We start from the raw sequence: 23,819 nt of genomic DNA on the forward strand, positions 1-23,819 counted from the left end.
CTTGTCAGTGGGGGGAGGCGGTGTTCGCGGTTCGCGAGGACCGCGAACAAGTCGCTTGCGGCGTCGCTATCGATACCGACGGTGAGGAGCCCCAGGGCTAGCCGGTCCACGACCGAATTCACTCCGGTATGGCTCCACTGCCTGCCGGTCGCGACCTCGACGAGCACGTCGCGATGTGGGAACCGCGCCACTGTGTGGTCACTGTGTGGTCACAGCGTGTTCACAGTGATCGCCGATCGTGGATTCCAGGAGCGGATGGTTTGACGGGCTCTGGCTGGTTTGACGGCCTCTGAGCGTATGACACTCCTCGATTGGGCGCAGTACCCGGCATCGGGAGACGAACCCGTGATAGTGCGTCATGACGTCTCCTTGATAGACGAAGGTGTATCCCTGCCAAGCGGTCGGCGGCCAACCCGTGACTTACAAGTCCCTCCGGAGGGCCAGACGGACCCGACCAGCACCGCAACCTTCGCGTCGGGCACAACCATCCCCGCCCAGCTTAAACGTGGGATGACCACAGCTGTCCTGGCAAGAGCAGAACCCGACTCGCCCAATCCACGGCATCTGCATGGAGACCCCCTGCTACCCAATTTTGACTGATTCCAGAAAACGAGGCAGACTTGAATGGTGCTTACGTCGCCGGAGGTTCAACAGTTGCTTCGGGAGGCGAGTCTGCGGGTGACGCGTCCGAGGATGGCAGTTTTGAGCGCTGTGCACACACATCCGCACGCGGACACCGAATCGATCATCGGTGCCGCGCGCGCTGTACTCCCCGAACTGTCCCACCAGGCCGTGTACGACTCCCTGCACACTCTGACAGCCGTGGGCTTGTTGCGGCGCATCCAGCCGGCCGGATCTCGGGCGCGCTACGAAACCCGCGTCGAGAACAATCATCACCATGTCGTGTGCCGCTCCTGTGGTCTCATCGCCGACGTCGACTGCGTGGTCGGCGAGGCACCCTGCTTGACTCCGTCCGACGATCACGGCTTCGTGATCGAAACAGCGGATGTCATCTTCTGGGGTTTATGCCCCACCTGCTCGACCTCACAACGTTGCTGATCACAACGATCAGCAACCCTGAAAGGAATCCCATGACCGAAGAACACGGGGTCGTCACGACTGACGACGACACAACCCAGCCGATCGGAGACGCCTGCCCCGTCCCCCACGGGCAGAACTCGCCGCATCCGACCAGAGGTTCAGCGAATAGCGGATGGTGGCCGGACCGTCTCAACCTGAAGATCCTGGCCAAGAACCCCACCGTGGCGAATCCGTTCGGCGGGGACTTCGACTACGCCCAAGCCTTCGAGTCCCTGGATCTGACTGCGGTCAAGAAGAGTATTGAGAAGGTGCTCACGACCTCTCAGGAATGGTGGCCGGCCGACTTCAACCATTATGGGCCTCTCATTGTTCGGATGGCGTGGCACGCCGCGGGCACATACCGTATCCATGACGGTCGCGGGGGCGCCGGCACTGGCCAACAGCGCTTCGCGCCGCTGAACAGCTGGCCCGATAATGTGAGCCTCGACAAGGCTCGCCGGCTGCTGTGGCCGGTCAAGCAGACCTACGGCCGCAACATCTCCTGGGGCGACCTGATGGTCCTCGCCGGCAACGTCGCCCTCGAGACGATGGGGTTCAAGACCTTCGGCTTCGGTGGCGGCCGGGTCGACGCGTGGGAACCTGACGACGATGTCTACTGGGGTCCGGAAACCACCTGGCTCGGCGACGAGCGCTACCACGGAGACCATGAGCTGGAGAAGTCGTTGGCCGCCGTACAAATGGGCCTCATCTATGTCAACCCGGAAGGACCGAACGGCAAACCCGACCCGCTCGGCTCGGCAGTCGATATCCGCGAGACGTTCAAGCGCATGGCGATGAACGACGAAGAGACCGTGGCCCTGATCGCCGGCGGCCACACCTTCGGCAAAACCCACGGCGCGGCCCCCGACAGCCACGTCGGCCCGAGCCCCGAAGATGCAGACCTCGCGGAACTGGGTCTGGGTTGGGAGAACAGTTTCGGCACTGGTAAGGGCGATGACACGATCACCTCGGGCCTCGAGGTGACGTGGACGTATCATCCGACCCGCTGGGATAACGAGTACTTCCATATCCTGTTCGCCTACGAATGGGAGCTGATGGAGTCCCCCTCGGGCGCCCACCAGTGGCGGCCGGTAGACGGTGGCGGCGCCGACATGGTGCCGCTGGCCCACCACGCCTCGAAGCGACGTGAGCCGCGCATGCTCACCTCTGATATTGCTCTGCGCGTCGACCCGATCTACGGACCGATCTCGCGCCGCTTCAAGGATGACCAGGACGCGTTCGCGGACGCGTTCGCCCGGGCCTGGTTCAAGCTGACCCACCGTGATATGGGTCCCAAAGCGCGCTACCTCGGCCCCGATGTGCCCATGGAAGCACTGATCTGGCAGGACCCGCTGCCCGAGGCGTCCGGCGAGCCGGTCAATGCCGAGCAGATCACCGCGCTCAAGGCGCAGATCCTCACCTCCGGCCTGACCGTCTCTCAGTTGGTATCGACCGCATGGGCCGCAGCGTCCACCTTCCGCGGCAGCGACAAGCGCGGCGGCGCGAACGGGGCACGCATCCGCTTCGAACCCCAGAAGAGTTGGGAGGTTAACAACCCCGACCAGCTGGCGTTGGTACTGAACGCCCTCGAACGCATCCGGGCCATCTTCAACGCCTCAGCGGTCAATCCGATCTCTCTTGCCGACCTTATCGTGCTTGCGGGCTCGGCGGCGGTCGAGAAAGCGGCGCAGGACGCCGGCGTCGCCATCGAGGTTCCGTTCACGCCGGGGCGCGTTGACGCCCTCGAGGAGGAAACCGATGCAGAATCGTTCGGATGGCTTGAACCAGTCGCTGACGGATTCCGCAATTACTACGGTCCGCTCGCGTCGCTCCCGGCCGAGTATCATCTCCTCGACAAGGCGAACCTGTTCGTGTTGAGCGCCCCCGAGATGACGGTACTCATTGGGGGGCTACGCGTGCTCGGTACCAACTACGACGGGTCACAGCATGGCGTGTTCACCGAGAACCCTGGCGTGCTGAGCAACGACTTCTTCGTGAAGTTGCTCGACATGAGCACAAAGTGGACGGCCCTCGATCCCGGCAAGCATGCGTACCAAGGCAGCGACTACACCACGGGCGCACCGACCCTCACCGGCACCCGGGTCGACCTGCTCTTCGGCTCGAACTCCGAGCTGCGGGCCGTTGCGGAGGTGTACGCAAGCGATGACGCGAAGAATAAGTTCGTGGAGGATTTCGTCGCGGCATGGGTCAAGGTGATGGAACTCGACCGCTTCGACGTGAAGTAGGCACGATCTACGGCCTGAACTTCCTCCTCGCGACCGGCTGTGGGCAGGTGCGCTCGATCGCCGAGGAGCCAGCGGGCAACCACGCAGCGGCATGAGAAGTACACCTCGTGCTGGACGAGACCGGGGTGTACTCGATGAACATCGTTGGCTCCACGAGCTGCTAAACGCGGCAGTAGCTGTGAATCAGTGACACTTGGCAGCGCCTCTCAGTGAAATATCGATATTGAAGTCGACAGTCAATTCGGATGCTTGACCCACTCAGGAAGTGCCTGAGTGGGTACCCGTATGCTGGGGAAGACCACGACCTGCAGGAGAACTCCATGAAGTGTCCAACTGATTCTGCCACCCTGGTGATGAGCGAACGCGGTGGCGTTGAGATCGATTACTGCCCGGAGTGTCGCGGTGTCTGGCTCGACCGCGGTGAGCTGGACAAGATCATTGACCGTGCGGAGAAAGAATTCGCAGCTGCAGCGCCGGCCGCCCCTGTGGTCGGCGCTATTCCCCAGCAGCCATACCCGGTTCAACAACCGCGCTCTTCCCAGCCCGGTGATCGCGGATACGACGACCGCGACCGTGACAACCGCGACCGCGACCGCGACAACCGCGACCGCGACAACCGGGACCGCGACAACCGCGATGGGTACCGCCCGAAGAAGCGAGAAAACTGGCTCGGCGAGCTCTTCGGATAAGCGATTGAAGCAACGACAGAGTGCTGACAATTCAAGAAATGAGCGCACGGTGAAAACTTCTTCATCCGCCCGACGACGTCTGCGAGCGTTGCTGATTCTACCGATAATCGTCGCTCTCGTCGGCTGCTCTCAGATTCAGACCGCGGTGTCGGATGGTGCCCAGGGCGTCGCTGACAGCGCCGCAGCGACCGCCAGTGCTGAGCTGACCAAACGTATCTGCGCACCCCTGACGGATGGAACAATCAGCGCCGAAGACCGGGCGCGGCTGACCGATCTGCTCGCGCTGGCTGAGGAATCCGGGCTGGCCACCGACCTGATCGACAGCATGCGAAAGGTCGCCGACTCCGGAACCGAGGTGTCGGCCACTGACGTCACCGCGTTCGTCGAGGCATGCGATACCGCCGCGTCATAAGCCGTCTTCGAGCTCACCGTCGACCTCTCGGACGAGGACGGCGGTTTGACGGTCTCCACTGATACGTATGGTGTCCTGAACGTGGAGTACGACGTCAACGACGGTTTTTTTACCGAGGTCTACCACCTGGCCGCTGGGGAATCTTGACCACCCCCAAGAGGGGGCCATTGGAGGATGTTTCGTGATGTAGATTTACGTGAGGGAAATTTCCCCCGGTCGACTCGCGGCATTCAAACGAGGCGAAGTTGCCGACCGCGTGCCTCTTCTGCCTTCCCGTAAGCGTTTCGTGCTCGTGACGCACGCTGCTCATCGAAAGATCTCGGAAGGCGTGATGACCATGACACCCCACAGGCGCAAGAATCGCTCACAGCCAGCCGCCCCCGACGATGGAACGGTTCTGGTCAACGCGAGCCTTGCGGGCGGCGACAGTGCCTTCGCGCAGAACGCTGCACTGGAGAAGAACCTTCTGCAGCAGACCGTGAGCCTGCAGGATGCCATCTTCAATAGCGCTAATTTCTCGAGCATCGCCACCGATGCTCATGGCGTCATTCAGATTTTCAACGTCGGGGCGCAGCGGATGCTCGGCTACTCCGCCGACGAGGTCGTGAACAAGCTCACGCCGGTTGAGATGCATGATCCGGAAGAGATCATTCTGCGCGCCGCCCAACTCAGCCTGGAGTTCGGCACCACCATCAAGCCCGGCTTCGAAGCCCTCGTTTACAAGGCCAGTCGCGGCATCGAGGACATCTATGAACTTACCAAGGTGCGCAAGGATGGCAGCCGATTCGCGGCGATCGTGTCGGTCACCGCCCTGCGCGACGTCGATGCGGCGATTATCGGCTACCTGCTGATCGGCACCGACAACACCTCGCGCAAGCAAGTGGAGATCGCTCAATCGGTGCTGGACCAGCGGCTGCGCGACCAACAGTTCTACACGCGCTCCTTGATCGAATCAAATATCGACGCGCTCATGACGACCGACACCACGGGGATCATCTCCGATGTCAATCAACAGATGATCGAGCTCACGGGGCGATCCCGGGATGAGCTCATCGGCGCTCCATGCCGCAACTTCTTCACCGACCCGGTTCGAGCGGATACCGCAATTCGACGGGCTCTCACCGAAAACAAGGTCAGCGACTACGAGCTCACGGTGCGAGCGCTCAACGGTGATGAAACGGATGTCTCCTACAACGCAGCAACCTTTTACGACCGCGATCGGGTCGTGCAGGGCGTGTTCGCGTCAGCCCGTGACGTCACCGAACGCAAGCGGTTCGAGCGGGCGCTCAAAGAGACCAACATCGAGCTGGAACACGCCAGCCGAATGAAGACCGAGTTTCTGGCCACCATGTCGCACGAATTGCGCACGCCCTTGAATGCGATCATCGGGTTCTCCGAAGCCCTCAAAGACGGTCTCATGGGCGATATGAGCGAATCCCAGCGCGAGTACATCGGCGATATCTTCACCAGTGGACACCACCTGCTCGCACTCATCAACGACATCCTCGACCTGTCCAAGGTCGAGGCAGGAATGATGGACATCGAGCTGGAGGCCGTTGACGTGCGTTCATTGCTCGAGCAGAGCCTGTCGATCGTGCGCGATGGCGCCGCGGCACACGGTATTCAACTTCGTTTTGAAGGTGCCGATGACCTGGGCGTGCCGCTGCTCGACATGCGCAAGACCAAACAGATCGTGTACAACCTACTGTCGAACGCCGTGAAATTCACGTCGGACCAGGGCCGGGTCATTCTCATGGCCAAACGTGTACCGCGCAGCGCCGTCGGAAAGATTGCCGGCTCCTGGCCCGTGCACGATTTTCCATTGCCCAAGAGCACCATCATGGACTTTCTCGAGATTCGCGTCGATGACACGGGACCGGGAATTTCGTCGGAGAACATGTCGAAACTCTTTCTGGCGTTCAGTCAGATTGACAGCACCCTGGCTCGACGATTCGAAGGCACCGGCCTCGGTCTGGCCACGGTCAAGCAGATGGTGGGAATTCAGGGCGGCACGGTCGCTGTCGCCAGTGCCGAGGGCGAGGGCGCGAGTTTTGCTGTCTGGCTTCCCTTGGGAATCACCGACCAGATCGCTCCCGCCTGGTCGGCGCCGGGCTCGGAGAACTCGGCTCAGACCGATCGAGACCTGGTTGTGCCGGTGGGTTCACCCAGCACTCAGGCGCCTCCTGGTGACCGGCCGAAACCGCATCCGTTTCGACCCCATGCGGCCGCCGCCACGCCGTCACCATCGGCCGCACCGGAAACGGGGGAAGCGGTACGCGATGTGAAGGTGTACTCGACCACGACCGGCCAGCGGGTTGAAGAATCCCTCGCCGTGGCTGCGAAGTCTCGACCGCAACAGGACTACGAGGCGCGGTCGGAGAAACACGTTGCCCTGGTCATTGAAGACGACGCCAAAGGTGCTGAAGTGCTTCGACTGCTGCTCGAAGCTGAAGGTTTTCGCGTCATCATCGCGACCAGTGGAGAGCGAGGCCTCGCCATTGCCCCGCATCACCACCTCAGCCTCATTACCCTCGACATTCGCTTGCCCGGAATAGACGGCTGGGGCTTTCTCATTCGCCTGCACGAGTTCTCGGATCTCGCCGCCGTTCCGATCGTTATCATTGCGGGAAACACCGACGTGTGCCTGGCCCTGACCCACGGCGCGGCCGCCGTGCTGGAGAAGCCAATCACCCGGGCGGCATTGCAGCAGTCGCTGAACGTACTCGGCCTCAGCCCCGATGCCCTGCGCACCCGACGGATTCTGGTGGCCGACGATGATCGCGAAACCGTCGATGTCATCGCACGATTTTTGACCCGACCGGACTACGCGGTAGAACGTGCCTTCACTAAGAATGAGGCTATCGAGCTGGCGCAGCGATTGCGTCCAGATCTCGTACTGCTGAACCTCATGATGGAAGGGTTCAGCGGCTATCAGGTCGTGTTGGCGTTGCAGAGCGACGAGAGAACCGAGCATATTCCCGTGCTCGTCGTGACCGGTAAGCAGCTCACCATCCAGGAACTGGCGGCGGTCGACAGCGACCCGAGTCAACCGGTTCGAGTGCTCGGCAGGAAGAGCTTCAATCGAACGGCCTTCATGGCCGAGGTCAAGCGCGCCCTGAAGTCCGGCGACGAGCTGGGCGGGTGATGGCATGGCGAGAATTCTGATCATTGAAGACAACCCCATCAATATGAAGCTCGCCACGCTGCTCGTTCGGAGGGCCGGCCACTCAACGCTGGGGGCCGGTGACGCCGAAAGTGGCCTGCTGCTCGCTCGGGTCGAATTGCCCGACGTGATTCTTATGGATGTCCAGCTGCCGGGGATCGACGGATTTGCCGCTACCTCGGAGTTGAAGAATGACCCCATCACCGCCGATATCCCGGTGATTGCCCTGACCGCGATGGCCATGTCGCGCGATCAGGACCGGGCGCGTGCGGCCGGTTGCGATGCCTACATCACCAAACCGCTGCACTACAAGGAGCTGCAGGACACGATCAACTGGCTCATGCCGCGGGCCGACGAGAAAGTCGAGTCTGACGGGGCGCTTTCGCTGACCCGCAGGATTCTGGAGCCGATCGCGTCGCACCGCAGTGCGGCCGAGCGTCTCCGGGCGGGAACGGATGTCTCACCCGCGCAGCAGGCGCGGTTGACACCTCGCGCCCCCGGTGCGACCCGCATTCTCGTGGCCGAAGACAACCCGACCAACCAGAAACTCATCCTGTGGCAACTGAACCTGTTGGGATACGAGGCCGACCTCACGGACAACGGCGCGCTGGCGTTCGCGAGGTGGAAGACGGGCGATTACGATCTCGTGATCACCGACCTGCAGATGTCGGAGATGAACGGCTATGAGCTGGCATCGGCTATTCGGGCGGCCGAGGTGCCGGGAACGCGCATGCCGATTCTGGCCATGACCGCCAGCGTCGTGCCCGGCGATACCGACCGCACCCGCATGGTCGGCATGAACGAATACCTCATGCGCCCGCTGCACCTGGCAAAGTTGCGGGCAGCCCTGCTGAAATGGTTGCCCGTGGACTCCGACCAATAACCGGCCAGCGTCTACAGGCCCGGAATGCTCAGCGTGCGGCGCAGCAGCTCGACCGTTCGATCGAGCGACGCGGCCAGGGTCGGAGCCAAGACCTGGTCGGTTTGGTTCGGTTCGGCATGTGGCGTGGCATCGGTCGGACACGCTCGAGCGGGAATCCACTGCAGGACCATAAAGCGCACGACGCCAAGCATGGCGTGTGTGAGCAGCTCTGCCTGCCCGTGCCGGAACGCACGGTCTGCGTCGTTCTCGGCGTGCCCGGCGTTGGTGTGTCCGGTGTCGGTGTGTACGCGTGCACCGCGGCCGAGGCGCAGGTAGACCAGCTCGGTGATTTCGGAGGCGACCCTGGTCATCCGCTCCATCTGCTCCTGCATGAGCTGGGGATGCAGCCCAAACATTCGCAGGCGGTCGGTGAACAGGTGCTCGTCGATGCCGTCGCGGGGGCCGATCGCGCTCATCAGGGTTAGCACGTCGGGCAGCAGGTCGTCGCCGGGGGCGGTGATGAAGGCCCGGGCGCGGCTTTCATCGATCGTTGGCGGGCCGACGCCAATGATGGCGGCCTTCTTGGTCTTGAAATAGTTGAAGAAGGTGCGCTGCGAGATGCCGCTCCGGCTGCAGATCATGTCCACGGTGACGTTGTCGAAACCGTGTTCCAGAACGAGGCTGACAGCACTCCGCTCCACGCGCAAGCTCGTCTCGTGATGCTTGTCTTCACGAGACTGCGGGCGCATGGGAAGCGTCGTGTGTGGCGGGGGAGTGGCGATCATGCCTCGTCCTGGTTCATCCGTACTGCGCTTATCGATGACGTGCGGACGCTACTCGTACCGCAGGGACTCGATCGGGTTCTGCTTGGCCGCCCGCTGGGCCGGCAGGGTGCCGGACAGGAACGCGATCAACATGACCAGGCCGATGACGAAGGCCACCGACGCCGGCTCAAACAAGAGGATATTCAACCCGGGCAGCCCGGAGAGCAGGCCCTGAGACAGCACGGCACTCAGCGCGGAGCCAAGCCCGATGGCCACGCCGGCACCAATGGCGCTGCCAAGAAACCCGATGACGATGGCCTCGAGGCTGAACAGGGTGTACACCTTGCCGCCGCTCATGCCCATGGCCTTCATCAGACCGATCTCACGGGTGCGTTCCTGTACGCTCATCAACAGGGTGTTGATGATGCCGAATGCCGCTGCGATCAGGGCAATCACGGCGAAGGCGTTGAGTACGCCGACGATGCCATTGATCACCGTCTGCACGGCGCCCAGCTGATCCGCGATAGTACTCGCGGTGTAGCCCTTGGTCGCGAGGTTTGCTTTGAGCGCGGTGACGGCATCCGTTGACAGCGCGGTATCAAAATGGGCGACGGCCACCCCGTAGCTGGTGACCGCGGTCTCGATGCCGCCGGACTGCGCGTCGGCCAACTCGGCAATCAGGGCGTCGTTGGCCCCGGCGCCCGCAGCGAGCAGGCTCTCCAGCGAGACGCCGACGACGGTGGCATTCACGGTGTGTTTCGCGCCGAGAATATCGGTGATCCCGATCGAAACGGATGCCCCCACCGCGTCGTTCGCCGACGCGAACCCGAGCGGGGCCACAAAGGTGTCCGGCAACACGAGTTGTGTCTGGGTGGCACCGCCATCGAGTTGCGCGCCCGCGGTGAGGTTGGCCGTGGTGACTGCCGACGTGGCGTTGATGCTGAACTCGTAGGGAGTGCCGGAGTCGGATTCGATGTAGTCAGGCTGCACGGATCGGATCGGATCGACCGAGACAATGCCGGCCGTGTCGCCGATGGTCGTGAGGTCTTTCTCTGTGAGTGCCTTGGTGGTGGTGCCGGGAGGTCCCTGCTGGCTCGACACCGAGGCCGAACTACCCGCGTCATACTTGACCGGACCGCCGCCGGCCGTTGTCTGGTCGTTGGCCTGGGTCATAATGAAAACGTCGGGGGAACCGAGTGTGCCCACCTGGGCGTCGACATACTGGCTGACGCCCGCGCCGACGGCGTTGGTGAGGGTCAGTGTGAACGCGCCGACGAAGATGGCCAGAACGGTCAGGGTCGTGCGGAGCTTGCTGCGAAAGGTATTGCTGATCGCTGAGGTGATGAGGTCTTTGGCTCTCATGCTGCGCCTCCAGCGGTGGTCAGCGCGTGGGCGCCGGTGTTGTGTTTCGCACCGGTCTGCGACACGACGAGTCCGTCGCGAATGTATATCTGGCGGTCACAGCGCGCGGCGAGGTCTTCGTCGTGGGTGACGATGACCAGCGTGATGCCCTGGCTGCGGTTGAGTTCAAACAAAATGTCTTCGACCACGGCTCCGGTGGCGGTGTCGAGGTTTCCGGTGGGCTCGTCGGCGAAGATCACGCGCGGCGCGTTGACGAGGGCACGACCGATCACGACACGCTGCTTCTGCCCGCCGGAGAGCGTCGTGGCCTTGTTACCCGCCTTGTCGGCCAGCTCAAGCTGTTCGAGAACCGCCATGCCGCGACGGCGGCGCTCCTTGCCGCCCATGCCGGCGATCTTCAGCGGCAGAATGACGTTGTCGAGCACGCTCACGTTGGGGGTGAGAAAGAACTGCTGAAAAACAAAGCCGAACTCCTTGTTGCGCAGCTCGTTGACCGCGCGTTTCGACAGCGACTTGGCGTCTTTACCGGCGACGTGCAGTGTTCCTGTGTCGGGCTCGTCGAGCAGCGCGAGCAGATGCATGAGGGTGGACTTGCCCGACCCGCTCTTGCCGACGATCGCGACGGTCTCACCGGGCGCGATCTGCACGGACACGCCTTTCAGCGCGTCGAAACGACTCGCACCCGATCCGTAGGATTTCTCCAGGCCTTGCGCATCAATTACCCACTCGGAGTCCATCGTGCTTCCCTCGGTTCTGTGTAACCCACACGGGCCACATATGCAGTAACTGCACTCTAAGGTGCAGTTACTGCAAGTTATCTGAGGGTTGGTCGTTTCCGAGCGGATGCTTGGGGCGGTCCGGTCTACAAATCGAGGCTGTCTCCGGGTTCGAGCGGAAAGAACTCACCGCCGCCTTGTTCGGTGACGTTTCGAATTCGAGCGTTGGACAGGTCTTTTCCGGCCCGGGAGAGCAGCATCTCGTGGGTCGGAAAGCTGCGTTTCGGCTTGACGGCCAGAACGTAGTCCATCGCCTCACTGATTTTCATCCAGGGCGCCGCGGCGGGAACGGCGAGCGTGCCCACATCGACTCCCTCAGGAATCGTGAAAGCGTCGCCGGCGTAGTACAGCTCGTCGTTGACGAGCACGCCGACGTTGTCGACGACCGGGATCGATTCGTGGATGACCGCGTGCGTGGCACCGAAGAAACGCAGGGTGAACGGGGCGACCAGGGCGGTGTCGCCGGCCTGCACCGACGTGACCTCGAGATCGGCGTCAACGGCGGCGATGGCCCGGGCAACGCCGGCTGGCGCGAAGATGCGCAGGTCGGAGTTTATTTTGACGATGCGGCCCAGTTGTTCGGGAGTCCAGTGATCGGCGTGTTCGTGGGTGATGACCACGGCCACGGCGCCCGCCGTTTCGGTAAGGGCCGTGGTGAACGAACCCGGATCGATGAAGAGCTTCTTGCCCGAGAGCTCAATGATCAGGGCGGCATGCTCCAGCTTGGTCAGTTTCATGCCCCGAGCTAACCCCGATTCGGGTCGTGGCGCAACAGCATCCGCTGTTCTTGAACGATGTGTCTACCTGCACCGGCGGGGCTGCGCCCACCCGATGCGACGCGCCGCGTGCGCTCAGTTTGGAACTGCGCTGCTCCGTGTGGCATACTCGAAAAGTTGCACAAACGGCCCCATCGTTTAGCGGCCTAGGACATCGCCCTCTCACGGCGGTAACGCGGGTTCGAATCCCGCTGGGGTCACAATTGCCCGGTTCCCTTCTCTCGTAAAGGTGCCGGGCCATTTTTATTCCTCGATTCGGGGCTATAAACGTCATTACCACCCGACTCCGGCCGGCTGAACTCGGAGCGAGGGCGCTGCTCGTTTCCAGCCTGAGAAAAAAGTCTGGTCCATCTGGGATTTTCGACCGAGCTCTCTGACAAAATTTATGGCGTCCTGCCCTCCGAATGCTAGCGTTACGTCGACTGCACGATGCAGTCCACATGTGGGGAGTGTCAACATGGCCAACATCAACGTTTCGTACCAGGAGCTCAACTCGTCTGCCGATCGCCTCGTGGCCGGCCGTGACGACATCAACGCCAAGCTTGCCCAGTTGCAGAGCCTGATCGGGTCTCTCGTGAGTTCCGGCTTCGTCACCGACAAGTCGTCTGGCGCGTTCAACGCGTCCTACGAACAATTCACCAACGGCGCCCGTGCCACGATCAATGGTCTCGACGGCCTCTCCAACTACCTACGAACCACGGCGACCACGCTGTCCGAGGTCGACGCCCAGCTCGCCGCGCGGTTGTCCCGCTAGCCTCTCGCCGTCTGCGGTCGCCGTTTTTTAGCGGCCGCCTCTGTTTGGAGGCACGTATGTACGGAGACATGTCCGTCGTCAGGTCCGACGCGGCCAGGCTCCGCGCCCAGGGCGACGATGTTCGCGCCCGTGCGATGACGATCAAGGCACGCGCGGAGGCGATGAACTGGAATTCAGTCGCCGCGACCGCGTTCCGCGCCGAGATCACCGTCACCGCTGACGCCCTCGGCCGCTCTGCTGCCGCGCTCGATGCGGCAGCAGATGCCCTCGCGAACCACGCGCGGGCCGTCGACGAGGTCAAGGCGCTGATCCACCAGGCCCAGCAGTGGGCGGGCGACCGACTGGACGAGGCGCGCTCAATCGCCGCCAATGCAGTCAAGGTTGTTCACGATATTTCGGAGAACGCCGTCACCGGTTTCATGACCGTACTCGCGACCATCCCTGACCAGATCAACAACGTCACAGTCTCCGTGTTCCGGGTCTTCGGCATGGACATCGCCCCGGAGACTGTTGCCCGCGCGCAGGACATCATGCGGGCGGTTCCGAACCGGCCAGCCGACCAATCCCCGGACTGGCTCGACGTGCAGCGTTTCCTCAACGGCGCGCGCCGCTAGGCCAGTCCGTCCGGCCGGGGCCCAGGTATGCCGGACCGTCCAAGTGGACGCTGTAGAGCAATGAGAATATCGCCCAGGCGACCTCGGAATCACGTTCGGCTGCGCCCGCGCCTGCAGGTGCAGCCGCGTGCCCTCGTTCCAGACGGTGAGGCTGAGCGGCGAGGGCTGCCAGGCGACCGAAGTTGCCCAGCCCGTCCGGAGGGCGTCGAAGTGGCGTTGTCCGCGTTTGGTGAGCAGGCGGTCAGAAGGGCTGGCAGCGTCACGGCCGCTCCCAGCGTGACGATCGATCGGGGGCGGAAATTTATGTCCGGTCCTCATCGAGTCGCTTCATATCGTGGTCCTCAGCGGGTCACCGCGAAGGCGTGGACGGTTCCGGCGAGACCTGTCGGGTGCCGACAGGAATGGTGTGGCACGGATCACCCGAACTAATCGGCCGGAGGCGCGGAAACCCCGGCCGGAGGCGCGGGAACGGCGCCCGGCCAGGGGCCCATGAAAGAGGGGGCACTCAGCGAGACGCTGGGGCTGCCGCCTGGGTCCGGGTAGTCGACTCCAGCGAGGGCGTTCGCCTGGGGTTGTAGGTTGAGTTTTCTGCCGTGACTGTACACGGTGAGGCTCAGCTCCTCCGGCTCGTCGTAGGTGGTCATTGCCCAGCCAACTCTGAGGACATAGTCCAGGACCCCGGGTGCTGTGATTGCCGCATCATCGTCAACGTAAACCTCGATGACTCCCTCGTGTCCGAGCCCGGAAATGTGTGTGCCCACGCTGGCCAGGCTCAACCCGGGCACGGCGTTGATGAGCGCTTCGGCTGCAGAGCGACTCAGGCCCCCTGTGGCACCGGACGGTGTTGGTGCGACGGATGGTGTTGGTGCGACGGATGATGTACCCGTGGGCAGGGCGGAGCAGCCGCCGAGGAGGACAAGCGCGGCCACGGCCGCGGCCAGCAAACCGATCGCGCGATGTTGGAAACTCATGTCGTGGTCCTCATCGAGTTGCTGCATAATCGTGAACGGTCGCGGTGCCACCGGTGAAGAATCCCTGCGTGGATGTGGTGAACGCGACGGCGTTGGGGTCCTCTGACTTCTGGAATTCGTCGGCCGTCACCGCGTACGTGACGGCTTTGTGCGGGTCGCCCGGGTCGGGATCGCGGCCAATCACCGGGGCTGCGGCGTGGACCGTCATCAGGTTGGTGGTCGCCGGATTGTCGGTGCCGTCTGTTGCGGGGACGAGGTCCCCCCTGTGCTCAAACGACAGGACGTTCACGTTGGAGGGGACGTCAAAGTTCCCGATCGACGCCCCTGCAGTGACGACGCTGGTGATGTTGTAGTGGTCGTTCATCCAGGGATCGGAGCCCATCAGTCCCGCCGTGATACCGCCGAGGCTGAAACCGGCGAGCATGACGGGGTCACTCGAGCCCACGTGTGCCTGCGCCATGGCATCCTTGACAGCCTGCATGAGGGCGGTCTGGTGCTGCGCTTCGGCTGCGAGGTCGCTCGTGAGGTCGTTCAAAACCGCGCTGGGGACGTGCGACCAGGACTGTGTGCTCGGAATCTGTACGATCCAGTGATGCACCCCGTCCGCGCCGACCCGGTCGACGACTCGGATGTTCGAGAAGTCGGCGACGCCGTCCTCATTGGGATCACCGTTTGCGTCGATCTCGCCGGCGCCTCGGAACAGGGTGTTCAGGTCGATCGGTACGATCTGGTCAACCACGCCTCCCTGGACATTCAGGAAAGTTTTGGAAATGACGGTTGGCTGCCCGGTGGCATCGTTGAAGGCACCGAAGCGGCCGCCGCCCGCGATGATACCTTCCACGAGCTGGTCATAGTTGAGGGGAGGCCAGGGCGCTCCCGTGAGGCCGGACAGGCCGCCGTTCACAAGCGGGCCTCCGAGGAAGGTTGCACCGGCGAGAAGGCCGGGTGCAAACCGGATGAGCGTCTGAACGAGGTCGGTGTGTTCGCGGGCCCAGGCCTGGAGCACGTCCTCGGAAGGGGTAAGGGTGAGCAGGCTCGCGAACTCTCGCGTGAGCCTATCGTTGGCGGCGGTCGCGGCAGCACTGGGCGAATATGTCGACGCAAATGCGCGTGCGCCGGTGTCAAGGAGACTGGCAGCGCTAAGTGGTGACGCGCCGCCGGGGACCAGCAGAGCGGCGAGGAGCCACGGGTTATTTCGGATCTGGTCGCCGATCGCGTCGACGGCCGCGCCGGTGGAGTCGGCCACCTCGTTGATCTGGTGGGCCACTTCGACCCCGGCGGCGTAGAGCGCGGCCGCCCCGGCCGCGACCGTGGCCCCGGCGACGGCGACGATGCCGACAGCGAATCCACCGACGAAGTACAGGCCGTCCGCCGCGATGGCGAGAGCGGACTCCGCCGTCTCGTAGGTGACGATCGCCCCGTCGATGAAGAGGTGCAATACCGTGACCCGTGCGGTCTGGGCCAAGTAGACGCCCGCAGCCTGGAGTATTTTCGCCTCGGCATCCGCCGCCGTGAGGGGGGAGAGGATCGCTGACGCTAGCAGGTCGCTGCTCGTCGCCAGGGACGCGGTACGGATGCTCTCGATCGCAAGGTCCTCCTGCACGAGCCCGAGCTCCGTCGAGAACGTGCGCATGTCCTCGAAGGTCGCGACGAGGGGGGACGCGTTGGTTCCGCCGCTGACCGAGAAGTCACCCATGGGCCATCTCCGTGAGTGTCAGACCAGCACATAACGAGGCAACCTCAGCCTGGATGGCAGCTCGCGTCACTGCGGCGATCGTGATGGTCCCGGCGTCCACGATCTGTTCCGGGGTTGGCAGTTCGTCGTCATGGCCGGCCGGTAGCCCGACGTCGACACTGCGCCAGCCGGATGCCCCGCGCACGTAGCTGATCACCCGAACGGGAATGCCGTCGTCCGTCGAAAGACGAAGTTCGAAACCTGCGTCGAGGTCGCCAGCGAGTCCCGAGAGCGCGAGAACGGCGGAGTTGCCGCCGATACGGCTAGAGAGTTCGTCGAGCAGGTCGGGGTTGTTGACCCGGAGGACTTCGATGCCGCCCCGGCTGTCCGCGAGGCTCATCGTCACGAGCGGCCCGTTGTCGCCCACAACTCCGCCGGAGGGGATCGCGCCCGTCAATTCGTCGGCGAGGGTCAGGAATGGCACGACCGCGAATTCGACACCGGCCAGGTCGGCGGCCGTGCCGCGCCCACCGGTGATGCTGACGCTTTGGGCCCGTGCGAGCACGGAAGCGAAGCCACCCCGCGCCGAGGCGACAATCAGGAGTGTTGACTCGCGGGTCCACGCGGACACCGTGAAGACGCACGCGGGAGCCATATGCAGGGAGAGGAAGACCATGAGTGACTCGAGGAGCCAGCCACTCAGGTCGTCGGGAATCGGGTCGCGCGGGACATCGGCTGCGACGAGTCCCTTCAGAACGAGCTGGTCGAGTGCCGCACTCGCGCGCTCCGCGAACTTTCCGGCGTCGAGGTCTTCGTTCCACCGCTGTTGGAACCGCGCGGGCAGCAGCAGCGTAGGCACGTGATCCTGCACCAGATGCAGCTCATCGGCCGTCAACAGAAACCGAGGCGCGCGGCGCCCACTGTCCGCTTGGTCCCTCGTCGCCATGCGATTTCCCCCTCACGCTGATCACAGCCTATCGAGAATGACTTCCCACCAATGGTTCAGCCCCGAACCTCATTCGGGGAGTGCGACCTGGACCTTGGTCGCCCTGCCAGACTCGACGAGGTAGCCGCGGCCGGCCGGGAAGTCCGCGCGGCTTCCACGGGGGAACGCGACCCGGAACAGCGCGATCCCGTCGCTCTCCTCCGGCTGTAAGACGAGCCCGACCCTAGCCGTCTTGAGTTCGGAGTGGATCTGCCATGCTGCTGGGCCGGTCGCGAGGTCTGTTTCGACGACGATGAGAATGTTGGCCTTCCTGGCAGCTTTGATGAGCGTCGCAACGGCGCTCTCGGCGGTTGAGCCCTCGAAATCGCCCGCCGTTTCGACGACGATCAGACCGGGCTTGCCCGCGACCGGCCAAGCGCCGCTGGCAAGGCTCGCGATGAGGTCCCTGGCCAGCGTTTCCGCATCGGAGAGCCCCAGGGACTTTCGACCCCACGTCGCGAAGCCGGCGACTTCGCTGCCCGGGCGTGGGCTGATCAGGATCGCGTCGACATCGGTAAGGGAACGAGTGAGCGCGCGCACCAACGTCTTCAGCGCCGCCGTTTTGCCGCTGCCGAGTGGGCCGGTCACGACAACGAGGCCCTCGGGGCTGATCCCGATCGGCAGTAGGTTTGCGTCGGCTACGCCGATCACCGGGCGATTGGCTGCGAGCGGCGGGAGTTCGTCCAGGTGGATGCTTTCCGCAAGACGCTGGATTGGTGCGGCCGCGTGAACCGCTACCGCGCGGAGCTCATCACCGAGGGTTTGGGCCGCGAGGGACTGGTCACTCAGGCTGCCAGACCCACCGAAAACAGCGAACTGCACCTCTTGGCCGTCGCAAACTCCGCGCCCGGGCGGCGCATCCTCAAGAATGTCCACCGGGACGCCCAGAATCCCGTAGTCCGCGGCGGACGCCATCCGCAGCACTATGTTCTGCTGGATGTTTGCGCTCAGGACCGTTGGAATTACCCCCGCGCGGTCGGCGCTCACGGCGAAGTGGATGCCGATTTGACGGCCCACGGAGAGCAACTGGGCGAGGGCCTGGAACGTGCCGTCTCCTGCTCGGAACTCGTAAGTATTGCGGAAGTTTGCCATGCCGTCGATGAGGATCAGGATGCGCGGCTCTGCGGTCTTGCCGCTGAGCTGACGGTAGTCGGTCAGTGTCGACGCGGGCTCCCTCGCGTAGCGCAGCCCGCGCTCTGCTGCGACGTCGACGAGGTGGCGGATCAGTCGTTCGACGCGCTCACTGTCGTCACCGGGGATCACCGCACCGACTGTGGGCAGTGCGCCGAGGAGCCCGAGGGCTCCTCCGGCGAAGTCGATCGCGTAGATCTCGACGGGCAACCGTTTTGCGCTGCACGATGCAGAAATCGCGAGGGTGCGAAGCGCGGCGCTCTTGCCCGAACCGCTCGTGCCGAGGATCGCCAGGTTGCCTTGGGCATCAGGGTCGAATCCGAACGCGCTCTGCCGTTGGCGCTGGGGCTCGTCCTGGATCCCTAACGTAATCGACGACCCGCCGTCTGCTTCCGCCGGCTGCAGATCGAGCACACCCGCAAGCGGGGAGAGCCACGGTTTGCGCGGAGTATTGAGGTTTAGCCCCGCCGCAGCGTGCTGAATGGAGAGCAACATCAGTTCGATGTCTCGGGGGGAGTCCCTGCGCACCGGCGGAGCCGGCAGATCGAGCGGCCAGCTGTCCCTCACCTCGAAGGGAAACTCGGCAATGTCGATGTCGGGCAGTTTCGCAGCGGTGCGGCTGCGCCCGCCGAGGTATCCGGTCTGGAAGTGGATGAGCTTGCCAGGACCCAGTTTAGCCACACCGCGGCCGGGGGTCGCCGGATCGAAGGCGGCCGCATCCTTTCGACCGATGACGTCCTGGCTGTCGTGCTCGTCGGCGACGCGGAGTGCGATCCGAAGGTTCGTGTTGGCGCGGAGGTTGTCCTTGATGACACCGGCAGGGCGCTGTGTCGCCAACACGAGGTGCAGCCCCAGGGACCGGCCGCGCTGAGCGACGTCTACGATCCCGTCGACGAATTCGGGGACGTCTCCAACGAGGGCTGCGAATTCGTCGATGACGATCACGAGAGAGGGCGGCGCGTCGGGGTCGGCCCGCTTCTCCAGGCTGATCAGGTCCTTGGCTCCCTTGTCGTTGAGCAAAGTCTCCCGATAGTGCAGCTCGGCACGCAGAGAGGTGAGGGCGCGCCGCACCATGTGGGTGTTGAGGTCTGTGACGAGGCCGACCGTGTGTGGCAGCTGGGTACATTCCGCAAACGCGGCGCCGCCCTTGTAATCGATCAGGAGAAAGGTCAGCCGGTCGGGGCTGTACTCGCTTGCGAGGCTCATGATCCAGGTCTGCAAGAACTCGCTCTTGCCCGAACCGGTTGTACCCCCGACGAGCGCGTGTGGGCCGTGCTCGCGCAGGTCGAGTCGCAGCACGCCGGTCGCGCCCTGACCGACGATGCCACTGAGGGTGCCCGCCTCGTGCGGGGGATTCTCGCGCCACTGTGCAGTCAGACTGTGGCTGCGCTCCCACAGAGCCGCGACTGCCGCGGCGGAGGAGATCACGTTTTCCGGCTGCAAATCGTGGTACGACACGCTGACGGGCAGGTCGCTCTCGTCGAGTTGCCTGGCTCCGCTGTCCTGAACGGGAGACAGCAGGCGGGCGGCCACCGCGGCATCCGCCCCTCCCACAGTCTCGAGCGGGCTCACGACGACCGTGCTGGCCGAGCGCACGAACCCAACGACGCCGGTGCCGTCAGCGGCAACATCGACGTAGGTGCGGCACGCCGCCGGCAGGTCGGCGACGCTCGCAGCGTGCCACAGCAGATGCACGCTGTAGTCGGGGCCCTCCTCCGCGAGCGTGACGAGCCTGCCGCGATCGGCCTGGCTGTCGCTCAGCACGACGGCGACAATAACGGGCGTCATCGGGAGCGCCCGCACCGCCTGGCATGCAGTTCGTCGATACTCGCAGTCTCGTCGAGGTGTGAGCGGATGTTGCCGCCCGCGGCAGAGTGCTCGGCCTTGCGCTGGGCGAGCACCTCTTCCAGCTGTGCGAGTAAGTGGCCACTCGTGGTCTCATCGGCGGCGAGGTGGCTGGTCGTGATCGGACTGTAGACGCTCCCCACGTGGGGTAGCCACTTGAGCCACTGCCACTCGTGCTGGCTGCCGGGGCCCGCGAAACACGCCAGAACGAGGTCGGACGGAGAGTGCAGCCCGCACAGCTGCACGATAATGGAGCGCAGCACACCCTCCGACCACAGCGAGCTTCCGGCGACACCGATGCTGCCCGCCCGCTCGAACTTCTCGAGCACGGGAACCCCGAGAACGTTCGTATTCTCCTCTTTGAGGTTCTCGAGAGTTGTCCAGAATCGCTCCTCCGATTCGTTCCGGTTTGGGAGTTCGATCTCGATGCGGCTCCGTTGGCCGCCGAGGCCGAGGCGCACCTCAAGGAATGTCTGGTGCTCGGGTCTGCGGGTCCAGAGTAAGGCGGTGCGTGACAGCATCGCCGTGCACACGTCCATTGTGCTCGGCGATTCACCCTTTCTCACCGCGGTCTCCCGTTCCCGTTCGGTGGACAGCCGGTCGCGGAGTAGGTCCAGGGCAGATTCGAACTCGGCAGTTGAGCTCTTCTTCTTGCGGCGCTCCGTGAAGATGTTATCGAGGTACGTGCCCAGCATGATAAGCGGGGAGAGAGCGACAAACACGAGGCTCAATGGGGATCGGGTGACGGCGAACAGCACTCCTCCCATCACGAGCGGTGCGATCACGGCGAGAAAGGGAAACTTTTGCGGTTCGCCACGGCGGGGTGGCACCGGAGCGGAGAATTTTCGGTCGAGGTAGCGTTGGTCGACGCGGGGCGATCGAGCGAATTCCACGATTGCAAGCGGTGAGCTGGCCGGCGACGGGGGTGTTTGAACCTGTACCGGCCTGACGGAGAAGGTGGTGTCACCGACGGCGACGATGGTGTCGGGACTGAGCTGTGCAGCGGCAACCAGGCGGTCATCGACATAGACGCCGTTTCCGGAGCTTTGGTCGGTGATTGTGATGCTCGTGCCGACTTCGATCACGGCGTGCCGGCGCGAGACGGCTCCGTCCACCAGCAGTATCCGGCAGCCGCGGCCGCGGCCGACAGTGTTTGATCCGGGGACAAGCGCGAACTCGAGGCCACACTGGGGTCCCGTCAGCACGGTGGCCATCGCAGAACGCTGGTACAGCATCACGTCCGACGGACGGGCCTGGCTCGGCTGGATCACCTCGACCCAGCATCCGGAGCACAGCCCCGAGGTGAGGACGGAGGCAAGTGGATCGAGAATTTTATAGGTGGAAGTATTGGGGTACTGGACCCGCAGGGTCAGCGCTGCGCTGTTGTTCCTCGCCGCCTCCCGATGTTGCGACGAACCGGGAACTCCGACCACCAGGTTTCGTGAGATCTCCCCGATGGAGGCGAGAACGTCCACAGTGAGGATCACATCGGTTTCTCCGTCTGGCAGCCCCAGAGTCAGCTTGAGTTTCATGCGCCCCCACCTTCGCCGCACATCGGCTTAGTGCGAGGCTAGCGGAGTCCGTGGAGTGAATTTTAGTGCTGCCCGGCTCGTGCAGACGAAACCTTCAGCCGTCGTTTTTCCCGGCGGCGAGGCGATGGCAACAATGCCGGCCCGGTCGGTCGCGCCATTCGCCGCCACGACGCTCACTGGGAATCGGAATATGGGCCTGACGCCGTGGGATGGCGGTCAGTCACGGTGACCTCATCAAGACGATCCCGGCCGACGCGCCGGTGGGCGGTGGGGCGGGTTCTGAAGCGCCTTAGACAATGCGCTCCTAAAATATACGTATGCCCACCATCGTCCACGAATTTGACTGGCCCGATCGTGTTGTCATCGGCACGGTCGGCCTGCCTGGATCACGCACGTTCTACCTACAGGTGCGCTCGGGCGCTCAAATCGTCAGCATCGCCCTGGAGAAACAACAATCTGCGCTGCTCGCTGAAAAAATCGACGAAATGTTGAAGCAGCTCATGACGCAGGAGGGCAACCCCTTCAGCGTGCCCGCCACAACGCCCATCGAACTGGTCGACAACGATCCACTGGCGCAGCCGGTCGATGAGCAGTTTCGAACCGGAACGATGACCCTGGGCTGGGACCCGCGCACGGCGCAGGTCGTGATCGAGGCCTTTCCGCTCATCGACGACGGGGCCGACAGCGAAGACGAGAACGACCCCGATGCGCCCGATCCGGTCAGCAGGCAGCGGGCAGAGATGCTGCTGGTGCGCATCCCGGTGGGCACGGCCCAGGCATTCGCAACGCGTACCCGCGAGGTCGTGGGGGCCGGCCGACCGATTTGTCCCCGGTGCGGCACCCCCGTCGACGCGGACGGTCACGTCTGTACCCTGCCCGGCGACCGCTGATGACGCCGCGAGGCGACCTCGACGAGGCGACCTCGACAACGCGGACCGCTGTGCCCCGCCGCTGTTCTCGGTACCCCTATCGAGCGGGCACCAAGCTCGGGTACTCGTGGGCTAGAGAGCCGCGAGGCGCCAGAGGGAGGTGACCTCGGCCACGCGCACCGCGTGCAGCGGGTCGCTCGTATCGGTCGTCCGGGAGTGCACGGCGGGCGTGCTCAGCGCTCCGATCACTCGCAGACCGGCCGAATCGATCACGTTCATGAGGTCGTCGCGGGAGCGCAGCCCGACCAGTTCGGCGAAGTCGGAGAGCACGAGCCAGACCTCACCCCCGGGTTGGAGATGGTCGATCACACCGGCCAGAAACCCCTTGAGCATGCGCGAGCCGGGGTCATAGACGGCCGCGTCGAGCAGGGAGTGCGCGGTAGCCGGGATCCACGGCGGGTTACACACGATGAGATCGGCACGCCCGGCAGGAAACAGATCGGCCAGCCGCACCTCGACCCGATCATCGAGCCCCAGTCGCGAGATCGTTTCTCGAGCGGATGCGACGGCTCGCGGCTCAATATCCGTCGCGACCACCCGCAGCACGCCACGGGTCGCGAGCACCGCCGCGAGCACCCCGGTTCCGGTTCCGATGTCGAAGGCAACCTGTGGCGCGGCCAGGGGAGCGCTCGCCACGAGGTCGACGTATTCGCTGCGCACCGGAAAGAACGTGCCGTAGTGCGGATAGACCCTGGCGTTCAGAGCGGTCACGGGAATGCCCTTGGTGCGCCACTGGTGGGCACCGATCGCGCCCAGCACCTCGTGCAGTGACACAACGGATGCCTCACCGATGCTGCCATAGGCGTCGACCGTGGCCGCCGCCACGTCGGGCGCCCGGCGCAACCCGATGACGTTGCCGGGACCCAGCGGAACGAGCAGCAGTCCGAGAATCCGGGCACGGTGCGAGCGGTTCTGCCGGTACCGGTAGAACAGCTCGGCGGTGGTGCGCTCGGCGGGATCCGGGCGAGGCCGTGTGCGGTGCTCCAGGGCCGTCAGAATCTGGCGGGCATTCTGAAAGTCACCGTTCCAGAGCATCGCGACGCCCTGTGACGCCAGCCGGTAGGCGGCATCCGCTGTGATGGTGTCATCAACGGGCACGACCCGCTTCGGGACCGGTGCGCCATTGGCCGATTGCCAGAGCGCGGTAACCGCTTGACCATCGTGGGACCAGTCGAGGTATTCGCGTGGGGAGTATGGGGCCGTCATCGAACCGGGTCCATGGTCATAACCTCCAACTATAGGCCGCGGTCGGA

Annotated in this window: 19 protein-coding genes, 1 tRNA gene and 1 pseudogene; 11 read left to right on the plus strand and 10 right to left on the minus strand. The window is 64.0% G+C overall.

The features are described from left to right. Window positions 1-624: 624 nt before the first annotated feature. From IWX77_RS00810 to IWX77_RS00835, 6 genes are all read left to right on the plus strand, one after another. Window positions 625-1,059 carry a Fur family transcriptional regulator gene (locus IWX77_RS00810; RefSeq protein ID WP_196842610.1) on the plus strand — a complete coding sequence of 145 codons (435 nt, stop codon included), beginning with the start codon at window positions 625-627 and terminating at the stop codon, window positions 1,057-1,059. A gap of 32 nt (window positions 1,060-1,091) precedes the next feature. Further along, entirely contained in the window at window positions 1,092-3,326 is a 2,235-nt protein-coding gene (katG, locus tag IWX77_RS00815; RefSeq protein WP_196842611.1) for a catalase/peroxidase HPI, read from the plus strand. Window positions 3,327-3,646: 320 nt separating this feature from the next. Continuing rightward, the gene (locus tag IWX77_RS00820; RefSeq protein WP_196842612.1) at window positions 3,647-4,015 is read left to right on the plus strand and encodes a TFIIB-type zinc ribbon-containing protein; all 369 of its coding nucleotides are present in this window, start codon (window positions 3,647-3,649) and stop codon (window positions 4,013-4,015) included. A 49-nt stretch (window positions 4,016-4,064) separates the two neighbouring features. After that, entirely contained in the window at window positions 4,065-4,427 is a 363-nt protein-coding gene (locus IWX77_RS00825; RefSeq protein WP_196842613.1) for a hypothetical protein, read from the plus strand. Between the two features lie 337 nt (window positions 4,428-4,764). Then, entirely contained in the window at window positions 4,765-7,572 is a 2,808-nt protein-coding gene (locus IWX77_RS00830) for a response regulator (protein WP_196842614.1), read from the plus strand. Between the two features lie 4 nt (window positions 7,573-7,576). Beyond that, window positions 7,577-8,473, plus strand: a complete 897-nt coding sequence (locus tag IWX77_RS00835; protein ID WP_196842615.1) for a response regulator — start codon at window positions 7,577-7,579, stop codon at window positions 8,471-8,473. Window positions 8,474-8,484: 11 nt separating this feature from the next. On the opposite strand, the gene IWX77_RS00840 is transcribed toward IWX77_RS00835, so the two are convergent. From IWX77_RS00840 to IWX77_RS00855, 4 genes are all read right to left on the minus strand, one after another. After that, the gene (locus IWX77_RS00840) at window positions 8,485-9,237 is read right to left on the minus strand and encodes a TetR/AcrR family transcriptional regulator (RefSeq protein ID WP_327012040.1); all 753 of its coding nucleotides are present in this window, start codon (window positions 9,235-9,237) and stop codon (window positions 8,485-8,487) included. Window positions 9,238-9,285: 48 nt separating this feature from the next. After that, window positions 9,286-10,578, minus strand: a complete 1,293-nt coding sequence (locus IWX77_RS00845; RefSeq protein ID WP_196842616.1) for an ABC transporter permease — start codon at window positions 10,576-10,578, stop codon at window positions 9,286-9,288. Then, complete coding sequence (locus tag IWX77_RS00850) at window positions 10,575-11,315, minus strand: ABC transporter ATP-binding protein (protein ID WP_196842617.1); 741 nt, start codon at window positions 11,313-11,315, stop codon at window positions 10,575-10,577. The genes IWX77_RS00845 and IWX77_RS00850 overlap by 4 nt, the downstream gene beginning before the upstream one ends. A 125-nt stretch (window positions 11,316-11,440) precedes the next feature. Beyond that, window positions 11,441-12,091 (minus strand): MBL fold metallo-hydrolase, encoded by a 651-nt coding sequence (locus IWX77_RS00855; RefSeq protein WP_196842618.1) that lies wholly within the window; start codon window positions 12,089-12,091, stop codon window positions 11,441-11,443. A gap of 166 nt (window positions 12,092-12,257) precedes the next feature. Between IWX77_RS00855 and IWX77_RS00860 the strand changes: the two genes are divergently transcribed. From IWX77_RS00860 to IWX77_RS00870, 3 genes are all read left to right on the plus strand, one after another. Further along, window positions 12,258-12,330 (plus strand) — tRNA-Glu (locus tag IWX77_RS00860). A 257-nt stretch (window positions 12,331-12,587) separates the two neighbouring features. After that, window positions 12,588-12,884 carry a WXG100 family type VII secretion target gene (locus tag IWX77_RS00865; protein WP_196842619.1) on the plus strand — a complete coding sequence of 99 codons (297 nt, stop codon included), beginning with the start codon at window positions 12,588-12,590 and terminating at the stop codon, window positions 12,882-12,884. Between the two features lie 68 nt (window positions 12,885-12,952). Beyond that, window positions 12,953-13,498: a hypothetical protein gene (locus IWX77_RS00870; RefSeq protein ID WP_196842620.1), complete on the plus strand. Its 546-nt coding sequence runs from the start codon at window positions 12,953-12,955 to the stop codon at window positions 13,496-13,498. A 425-nt stretch (window positions 13,499-13,923) separates the two neighbouring features. Here the strand turns inward: IWX77_RS00870 and IWX77_RS00875 are convergent, their stop codons facing one another. From IWX77_RS00875 to IWX77_RS00895, 5 genes are all read right to left on the minus strand, one after another. Further along, window positions 13,924-14,469 (minus strand): hypothetical protein, encoded by a 546-nt coding sequence (locus IWX77_RS00875; RefSeq protein ID WP_196842621.1) that lies wholly within the window; start codon window positions 14,467-14,469, stop codon window positions 13,924-13,926. Window positions 14,470-14,479: 10 nt separating this feature from the next. Next, window positions 14,480-16,165, minus strand: a complete 1,686-nt coding sequence (locus IWX77_RS00880) for a hypothetical protein (RefSeq protein ID WP_196842622.1) — start codon at window positions 16,163-16,165, stop codon at window positions 14,480-14,482. Beyond that, a complete protein-coding gene (locus IWX77_RS00885) occupies window positions 16,158-17,090 on the minus strand; it encodes a hypothetical protein (protein WP_196842623.1) in 933 nt (310 codons plus the stop codon). Before IWX77_RS00885 ends, IWX77_RS00880 begins: the two co-directional genes overlap by 8 nt. Window positions 17,091-17,159: 69 nt before the next feature. Beyond that, complete coding sequence (locus tag IWX77_RS00890; protein ID WP_196842624.1) at window positions 17,160-20,048, minus strand: FtsK/SpoIIIE domain-containing protein; 2,889 nt, start codon at window positions 20,046-20,048, stop codon at window positions 17,160-17,162. Beyond that, window positions 20,045-21,637 carry an FHA domain-containing protein gene (locus tag IWX77_RS00895; RefSeq protein WP_196842625.1) on the minus strand — a complete coding sequence of 531 codons (1,593 nt, stop codon included), beginning with the start codon at window positions 21,635-21,637 and terminating at the stop codon, window positions 20,045-20,047. The genes IWX77_RS00890 and IWX77_RS00895 overlap by 4 nt, the downstream gene beginning before the upstream one ends. A 79-nt stretch (window positions 21,638-21,716) precedes the next feature. Here IWX77_RS00895 and IWX77_RS16885 point away from each other — a divergent pair. Further along, a pseudogene (locus IWX77_RS16885) lies at window positions 21,717-21,894 on the plus strand (histidine phosphatase); the annotation flags it as partial. Window positions 21,895-21,954: 60 nt separating this feature from the next. Continuing rightward, window positions 21,955-22,527 (plus strand): DUF3090 domain-containing protein, encoded by a 573-nt coding sequence (locus tag IWX77_RS00900; protein ID WP_196842626.1) that lies wholly within the window; start codon window positions 21,955-21,957, stop codon window positions 22,525-22,527. Window positions 22,528-22,638: 111 nt separating this feature from the next. Here the strand turns inward: IWX77_RS00900 and IWX77_RS00905 are convergent, their stop codons facing one another. After that, window positions 22,639-23,772, minus strand: a complete 1,134-nt coding sequence (locus IWX77_RS00905; RefSeq protein ID WP_196842627.1) for a methyltransferase — start codon at window positions 23,770-23,772, stop codon at window positions 22,639-22,641. Between the last annotated feature and the right edge of the window lie 47 nt (window positions 23,773-23,819).

It is taken from the genome of Cryobacterium sp. CAN_C2 (genome assembly GCF_015751745.1).
Taxonomy (GTDB): Bacteria; Actinomycetota; Actinomycetes; order Actinomycetales; family Microbacteriaceae; genus Cryobacterium.

Coding starts and splice junctions, on each gene's coding strand:
- IWX77_RS00810 (WP_196842610.1), top strand. CDS start 625: ATGGTGCTTACGTCGCCGGAGGTTCAACAGTTGCTTCGGGAGGCGAGT.
- katG (WP_196842611.1), top strand. CDS start 1,092: ATGACCGAAGAACACGGGGTCGTCACGACTGACGACGACACAACCCAG.
- IWX77_RS00820 (WP_196842612.1), top strand. CDS start 3,647: ATGAAGTGTCCAACTGATTCTGCCACCCTGGTGATGAGCGAACGCGGT.
- IWX77_RS00830 (WP_196842614.1), top strand. CDS start 4,765: ATGACACCCCACAGGCGCAAGAATCGCTCACAGCCAGCCGCCCCCGAC.
- IWX77_RS00835 (WP_196842615.1), top strand. CDS start 7,577: ATGGCGAGAATTCTGATCATTGAAGACAACCCCATCAATATGAAGCTC.
- IWX77_RS00840 (WP_327012040.1), bottom strand. CDS start 9,237: ATGATCGCCACTCCCCCGCCACACACGACGCTTCCCATGCGCCCGCAG.
- IWX77_RS00845 (WP_196842616.1), bottom strand. CDS start 10,578: ATGAGAGCCAAAGACCTCATCACCTCAGCGATCAGCAATACCTTTCGC.
- IWX77_RS00850 (WP_196842617.1), bottom strand. CDS start 11,315: ATGGACTCCGAGTGGGTAATTGATGCGCAAGGCCTGGAGAAATCCTAC.
- IWX77_RS00855 (WP_196842618.1), bottom strand. CDS start 12,091: ATGAAACTGACCAAGCTGGAGCATGCCGCCCTGATCATTGAGCTCTCG.
- IWX77_RS00865 (WP_196842619.1), top strand. CDS start 12,588: ATGGCCAACATCAACGTTTCGTACCAGGAGCTCAACTCGTCTGCCGAT.
- IWX77_RS00870 (WP_196842620.1), top strand. CDS start 12,953: ATGTCCGTCGTCAGGTCCGACGCGGCCAGGCTCCGCGCCCAGGGCGAC.
- IWX77_RS00875 (WP_196842621.1), bottom strand. CDS start 14,469: ATGAGTTTCCAACATCGCGCGATCGGTTTGCTGGCCGCGGCCGTGGCC.
- IWX77_RS00880 (WP_196842622.1), bottom strand. CDS start 16,165: ATGGGTGACTTCTCGGTCAGCGGCGGAACCAACGCGTCCCCCCTCGTC.
- IWX77_RS00885 (WP_196842623.1), bottom strand. CDS start 17,090: ATGGCGACGAGGGACCAAGCGGACAGTGGGCGCCGCGCGCCTCGGTTT.
- IWX77_RS00890 (WP_196842624.1), bottom strand. CDS start 20,048: ATGACGCCCGTTATTGTCGCCGTCGTGCTGAGCGACAGCCAGGCCGAT.
- IWX77_RS00895 (WP_196842625.1), bottom strand. CDS start 21,637: ATGAAACTCAAGCTGACTCTGGGGCTGCCAGACGGAGAAACCGATGTG.
- IWX77_RS00900 (WP_196842626.1), top strand. CDS start 21,955: ATGCCCACCATCGTCCACGAATTTGACTGGCCCGATCGTGTTGTCATC.
- IWX77_RS00905 (WP_196842627.1), bottom strand. CDS start 23,772: ATGACGGCCCCATACTCCCCACGCGAATACCTCGACTGGTCCCACGAT.